The 6,385-nt window shown below is 68.4% G+C and carries 8 protein-coding genes; 2 read left to right on the top strand and 6 right to left on the bottom strand.

The annotated features are described in order from the left end of the window. Positions 1-46: 46 nt before the first annotated feature. The 4 genes from ltaE to trpE are packed head-to-tail and all read right to left on the bottom strand — an operon-like array spanning position 47 to position 3,586. Positions 47-1,108, bottom strand: a complete 1,062-nt coding sequence (gene ltaE / locus AC1D2K_RS27475; RefSeq protein ID WP_478092619.1) for a low-specificity L-threonine aldolase — start codon at positions 1,106-1,108, stop codon at positions 47-49. A gap of 5 nt (positions 1,109-1,113) precedes the next feature. Beyond that, complete coding sequence (locus AC1D2K_RS27470) at positions 1,114-1,698, bottom strand: anthranilate synthase component II (RefSeq protein WP_478092617.1); 585 nt, start codon at positions 1,696-1,698, stop codon at positions 1,114-1,116. Then, the gene (locus AC1D2K_RS27465) at positions 1,695-2,084 is read right to left on the bottom strand and encodes a GxxExxY protein (RefSeq protein ID WP_478092615.1); all 390 of its coding nucleotides are present in this window, start codon (positions 2,082-2,084) and stop codon (positions 1,695-1,697) included. Before AC1D2K_RS27465 ends, AC1D2K_RS27470 begins: the two co-directional genes overlap by 4 nt. Continuing rightward, entirely contained in the window at positions 2,084-3,586 is a 1,503-nt protein-coding gene (gene trpE / locus AC1D2K_RS27460) for an anthranilate synthase component I (protein WP_478092613.1), read from the bottom strand. The genes AC1D2K_RS27465 and trpE overlap by 1 nt, the downstream gene beginning before the upstream one ends. A gap of 283 nt (positions 3,587-3,869) precedes the next feature. Between trpE and AC1D2K_RS27455 the strand changes: the two genes are divergently transcribed. Then, positions 3,870-4,460: a chalcone isomerase family protein gene (locus tag AC1D2K_RS27455; RefSeq protein ID WP_478092611.1), complete on the top strand. Its 591-nt coding sequence runs from the start codon at positions 3,870-3,872 to the stop codon at positions 4,458-4,460. Positions 4,461-4,482: 22 nt separating this feature from the next. Here AC1D2K_RS27455 and gph read toward each other — a convergent pair whose 3' ends face one another. Continuing rightward, positions 4,483-5,214 carry a phosphoglycolate phosphatase gene (gene gph, locus AC1D2K_RS27450; RefSeq protein WP_478092609.1) on the bottom strand — a complete coding sequence of 244 codons (732 nt, stop codon included), beginning with the start codon at positions 5,212-5,214 and terminating at the stop codon, positions 4,483-4,485. A gap of 50 nt (positions 5,215-5,264) precedes the next feature. Then, positions 5,265-6,191 carry a LysR family transcriptional regulator gene (locus AC1D2K_RS27445; RefSeq protein ID WP_478092607.1) on the bottom strand — a complete coding sequence of 309 codons (927 nt, stop codon included), beginning with the start codon at positions 6,189-6,191 and terminating at the stop codon, positions 5,265-5,267. Positions 6,192-6,261: 70 nt separating this feature from the next. On the opposite strand from AC1D2K_RS27445, the gene AC1D2K_RS27440 reads away from it, so the two are divergent. Beyond that, the coding region (locus tag AC1D2K_RS27440) for a hypothetical protein (protein WP_478092621.1) at positions 6,262-6,385 on the top strand (124 nt) is incomplete at its 3' end.

Raw genomic sequence — 6,385 nt, 5'->3', positions numbered from 1 at the left:
GTTCAGCAGCAGCCCGGCGGCGACGAACAGCAGCAGCGAATGGGCGTCAGGCACGGAAGAAGCCCCGGATGGCGCCGATGGCGCGGTCGATGCCGGCCGCGTCGACATCGAGATGGGTGGCGAAGCGCAGCCGGTACAGGCCGGTGGCGAGCACACCCTGCGCCTTCAGGTGCGCCAGCAATTCGCCGGAGCGCGATCGCGCCGCGCCCGCCAGGTCGACGAACAGCAGGTTGGTCTGCGGCGCCTCGACCTGGAGCTCGGGGAGGCCTGCGAGGCCGTCCGCCAGCCGGCGCGCCAGCGCATGGTCGTCGGCCAGGCGGTCGACGTGATGGTCGAGCGCGTAGGACGCGGCCGCGGCCAGCAGGCCGGCCTGGCGCATGCCGCCGCCGGCCATCTTGCGGATGCGGTGGGCGCGCGCGATGAACTCGCGCGAGCCGCACAGCGCCGAACCCACGGGCGCGCCGAGACCCTTGCTGAAGCAGACCGAGACGCTGTCGAAGCACCCCGCGATGCGGCGCGCTTCGGCGCGGACGTCGGTGCCGAGCGCCGCCGCCTGGGCGGTCGCGGCGTTGAAGAGCCGGGCACCATCGAGGTGGCGCGCCAGGCCCCTGCGCTGCGCGAGCTGCGTAGCCTGCTCCACATAACCGAAGGGCAGCAGCTTGCCGCCCAGCGTGTTCTCGAGCGCCAGCAGCCGGGTGCGCGCGAAATGCGCGTCGTCGGGCTTGATGGCGGCCTCGATCGCGTCGAGCGCCAGCGTGCCGTCGGGCTGGTGGTCGAGCGGCTGCGGCTGCACGCTGCCGAACACCGCCGCGCCGCCGCCTTCCCAGCGGTAGCAGTGCGCCTGCTGGCCGACGATGTACTCGTCGCCGCGCTGGCAATGCGAAAGGATCGCGCAGAGGTTGCTCTGCGTGCCGGTGGGCACGAACAGCGCCGCCTCGAAACCCAGCAGCTCGGCGATCTGCCGCTGCAGCGCGTTGACGCTCGGGTCGTCGGCGAACACATCGTCGCCGAGCGGCGCCGCCAGCATGGCCGCGCGCATGGCTTCGGTCGGCTGGGTGACGGTGTCGCTGCGCAAGTCGACCATGGACGGTGAAGACAGACTGCTCATCGTGTTCACTCCAGGAAGTTGCGGAGCATCGCGTGGCCGTGCTCCGTCAGGATCGATTCGGGATGGAATTGCACGCCCTCGATGCGCACATCGTGCGCAAAGCCGGTGTGCCGCACGCCCATGATCTCGCCGTCGTCGGTCCAGGCGGTGAGCGCCAGCGCCTGCGGACAGGATTCGCGCTCGATCGCCAGCGAGTGATAGCGGTTGACGCTGAACTTCTCGGGCAGGCCGGCGAAGACGCCCTCGCGCGTGGTCGTGATCTCGCTGGTCTTGCCGTGCATCAGCTGCTGGGCGCGGATGATCCTGCCGCCGAAGGCGGCGCCGATCGCCTGGTGCCCGAGGCAGACGCCGAGGATCGGCAGCCGGCCGGCAAAGGCCTGGATCGCCGCCACGGAGACGCCGGCTTCGGCCGGCGAGCACGGGCCCGGCGAGATCACCAGCCGGCCGATGCCGCTGCCGATGCGCTCCTGCAGGCCCTCGAGCGTGATCTCGTCGTTGCGATGCACCTCGACCTCGGCGCCGAGCTCGCCGAAATACTGCACCAGGTTGTAGGTGAAGCTGTCGTAGTTGTCGATCATCAGGAGCTTCATGGCTTGACTCCGATCCGGTGCACGCCCTTGACCACGGGGAACACGTTGAAGTTGATCAGCAAACCCAGGCGCAACCCCGAGAGACGCACGGCGGCCTGGGCCTGCACGCGGTGCAGGTCGGTCAGCGCGTCGACCGCCTTCACCTCGACCACCACCGACTGCTCGACCACGAAGGCGGCGCGGCAGACCTCGCCGAGCGCGCGGCCCTTGTAGCTGGCCGAGACCGGCACGTCGCGCACGAAGCCGATCTCGCGCTCGGCCAGTTCGATCGCCAGCGCGGCCGCGTAGACCTCTTCGGGCAGGCCGGTGCCGAGCACGCGCTGCACCTCGACCGCGGCGCCGATGATCTCGTGCGAGAAGTCGTTGTTCTGGTTGTCTTCGTTCATCACTCGAGCCCCTCCTCGACCAGTTCGGCCGCGCGCAGCAGCGCACGCGCCTTGGCCTCGGTCTCTTTCCATTCCAGTTCCGGCACCGAATCGGCGACCACGCCGGCCGCGGCCTGCACGTGCAGCATCTGGTCCTTCACGATGCCGGTGCGGATCGCGATCGCGACGTCCATGTCGCCGGCGTAGCTGATGTAGCCGCAGGCGCCGCCGTAGAGCCCGCGCTTGGTCGGCTCGAGCTGGTCGATCAGCTCCATCGCATGCACCTTGGGTGCGCCCGTGAGCGTGCCGGCCGGGAAGGTGGCGCGCAGCACGTCGATCGCGGTCATGCCGTCCTTCAGCGTGCCCTCGACGTTGCTCACGATGTGCATCACGTGGCTGTAGCGCTCGACCGCGAAGGCCTCCGTCACCTTCACCGTGCCGGTCTTGGCGATGCGCCCGATGTCGTTGCGCGCCAGGTCGATCAGCATCACGTGCTCGGCGCGTTCCTTGGGGTCGTTGATGAGCTCGACCTCGGCCGCGCGGTCGAGTTCGGGCGAGGCGCCGCGCGGCCGGGTGCCGGCCAGCGGGCGGATGGTGATCTTCTGCTCGCCYTCGCCGGTGTGTTCCTGCCGCACCAGGATCTCGGGCGAGGCGCCGACCACGTGGAAATCGCCCAGGTGGTAGTAGTACATGTAGGGCGAGGGATTGAGCGAACGCAGCGCCCGGTAGAGCGACAGCGGCGACTCGGTGTAGCGCTTGCTGATGCGCTGGCCGACCTGCACCTGCATGAAGTCGCCGGCCGCGATCAGTTCCTTGGCCCGCTCGACCGCGGCCAGGTAGTCGGCCTTGGCGAAACTGCGCTGCGCCGGGTGCGCCTGACTCGGCAACACCCGCGGCGCGCTGACCGAGTACTTGAGCTGGTCGCGCAGTTCGCGCAGGCGCCGCTTGGCGTTGGCATAGGCCTCGGGCTGGCCCGGGTCGGCATAGACGATCAGGTAGAGCTTGCCCGAGAGGTTGTCGATCACCGCCAGTTCCTCGCACTGGAGCAGCAGGATGTCGGGGCAGCCCAGGGTGTCGGGCGGGCAGCTTTTCTCGAGCTTCTTCTCGATGTGGCGCACCGYGTCGTAGCCGAAGTAGCCGGCCAGGCCGCCGCAGAAGCGCGGCAGGCCCGGCCGCAGGGCGACCTTGAAGCGCTGTTGGTAAGCCGCCACGAAATCGAGCGGATTGCCCTGGGCTTTTTCCACGACTTTGCCATCCGTGACGACCTCGGTCAGCGCGTCGGCACCGAAGCCGCTGGCCCGCAGCAGGGTGCGCGCGGGCAGGCCGATGAAGCTGTAGCGGCCGAAACGCTCGCCGCCGACCACCGATTCAAGCAGGAAGCTGTGCTTGCCGCTGTCCTTGGTGTAGGCCAGCTTGAGATAGAGGGACAGGGGCGTTTCGAGGTCGGCAAAGGCCTCGACCATCAGCGGAATGCGGTTGTAGCCCTGCGCGCTGAGGCTTTTGAATTCGAGTTCAGTGATCACGGGTGGGGTCTCCGTCGGCCAGCGGACGCTTCAGGGTCGCTGGCGGGGTCATTCAGGGTTGGCCGGTTCAGGTCGACTGAAGGCCGCGGGCGCACGGCGTGCGCCGTGCAATCAAACAGGCAACGACGATGGCGTGCGCCAAGGCCAGGCTCCCCGGCTGCCTTGACCTGTCTGAGTGACGTGATGAATGAACATGGAATCGGGAGTTTAGCCCAGCGACAAGAGGCATTCAAAAAGATACATTCGGGCACTTTAAAAATTCTTGGCCGCCACGGAGACCCCGATGCCTTCCTTCGCCTTGCGGCGCGTTGTCGCGCTGTCCATCCTTGCCTTCGCTGCTGCCGCGGCGTCGGCCGCCCAGGTCGACGTCGCGGGCGTGAAGCTCGACGACACGATCGACCTGCGCGGCAGCAAGCTGCTGCTCAACGGCGCCGGCGTGCGCTACAAGGCGGTCTTCAAGGTCTACACCGCCGGGCTCTATCTCGGCAAGAAGGCCGACACGGTCGAGGAAGTGCTGGCGGCGCCGGGCCCCAAGCGCGTGACGATCACGATGCTGCGCGACATCGATGCCAACGAACTCGGCAAGCTGTTCACGCGCGGGGTCGAGGACAACTCGCCCAAGAGCGAGATGTCGCAGCTGATCCCCGGCCTGCTGCGCATGGGCCAGATGTTCGCCGACCAGAAGCAGCTCAAGGCCGGCGACAGTTTCACGGTCGACTGGATTCCGGGCAGCGGCAGCCTGATCACGGTCAGGGGCGTGCCGCAGGGCGATCYGATCAAGGAGCAGGCGTTCTTCAACGCGCTGCTGCGCATCTGGATCGGCCCATCGCCGGCCGACTACAAGCTCAAGGACGCATTGCTCGGGAAGGGCTGAAAGGCAAGCGCCCCCACGCTCGTCACTCCGTGTACTCGCTGCCCCCCGAGGGGGCCCAGGCCGCCTTGGGGCGGCCCGGCGCCGGCCTGAATCCCAGTTCGAGCAGTGAGTCGACGAAGCCGTCGGCGTCGACGCCGCGCACCGGCTGGCCGTGGTTGTAGCCGTAGCTGACCAGCACCACCGGGCAGCCGGCGGCGCGCGCGGCCTGGGCGTCGTTGCTGGAGTCGCCGACCATCAGGGTGCGCGCGGGCAGCGTGCCCAGCGCCTCGCAGGTCTTGCGCAGGGGCAGCGGGTCGGGCTTCTTGCGTTCGAAGGCATCGCCGCCGAACACCTGCTCGAAGTAGCGATCGAGACCCTTGGCGGCCAGCAGCGGCCGCGCGAAGGCGGTGGGCTTGTTGGTCAGGCAGGCCAGGCGCAGGCCCCGGGCCCGCAGCGCCGACAGCCCTTCGGCGACACCGGCGTAGACGCTGGCGTGCCGGCCGTTGATCGCGAGGTAGTGATGCTGATAGCGCAGCCAGGCGCGGTCGTACAGCGAGGCGCCGGCCCCGACATGGCGCAGCACCGACTGGATCAGGTGCTCCGAGCCCTTGCCCACCATGGCCTCGACGGCCGGTGCGTCCACCTGTGGCAATGCCAGGTCGTCCAGCATGAGGTTCAGGGCGACGACGAAATCGCCGAGCGTGTCGACCATCGTGCCGTCGAGGTCGACGATCGCGGCGTCGAAGTTGGAAAGGTCGATGCGTTGGGAATTCACGCGCCGGATCATAGATCGAGCGACTCGCACGGCGCGGTCGAGCGTGGAACCTAGAGCAGCTCGATCCCCGGCAGGCTCTTGAAGCAGGTCTCGCGCGTGATCTGCACGAAATCGCCCAGCCAGGCCTGCTTCGAGGTGGCGGCGCTGCAGGCCATGTGCAGTTCGCCGGTCAGACCCTTCCGGCCCACGGGCCGGGCCGTGACATAGCCGCGGTCGAGATAGCCCTGCACGGCCCAGAGCGGCAGCGTCGCGATGCCGCGCCCGCTCGCCACCAGTTGCAGCATCGCCACCGTGAGCTCGGTGGTGCGCCGATGGGCCGGCTCGATGCCGGCCGGCTGCAGCACCTGCCGCACGAGGTCCAGCATGTCGTCGGGCACCGGGTAGGTGATCAGCGTCTGGTCGGCGAAGTGCCGCGCGGTGAGGTGCGTCTTGCCGGCGAGCGGATGGTCGTTGGCCAGCAGCGCCATGATCTCGAAGCGAAACAGCGGGTGGTAGTCGACGCTCTCGGCCGGGTCCTGCTCGGAGACGATCGCGACTTCGGCGCGGTCCTGCAGCACCAGCGCGATCGGATCGGGATGGAAGCCCGACACGATGTCGAGCTCGATCTCGGGCCAGCGCTGGCGGAAGGCGTCCATCGCGGGCATCAGCCAGTCGAAGCAGGTGTGGCACTCGACCACGATGCGCAGCTGGCCGGCACGCCCGAGCGACAGCCGCGCCAGATCGCGCTCGGCCTCGCCGATCAGCGGCAGCGCCTTGTCGGCCAGCTCGAGCAGGCGCATGCCCGCGACGCTGAACTGCGGCGGGACCGACTTGCGCTCGAACAGCGCCAGGCCGAAATGCTCTTCCAGCAACCTGACCTGGTGCGACAGCGCCGACTGCGTGAGGTTCAGCAGCTGTGCCGCCCGCACCAGGCTCCCGGTGTCGCGCAGCGCCACCAGCGTGCGGAAGTGGCGGATTTCGAGGATGGACGAGATCATGAATTTCGTTCAAGTTGAAGAGCAAAAGGTTTCGTTTGAATCATATCGACATCCTTGGGAACATCGCCGCATGACACGTACTCACATCCTCGGCTTCCCGCGCATGGGCGCCCACCGCGAGCTCAAGTTCGCCCTCGAGCAGCACTGGCGCGGCGAGATCGACGCCGCCGCCCTCGAAGCCCTCGGCGCCGAAC

This window comes from Variovorax sp. P1_H12_2, assembly GCF_056405335.1.
The sequence above is the reverse complement of the archived record's forward strand: the minus strand, read 5'-3'. Positions and strand labels throughout refer to the sequence as shown.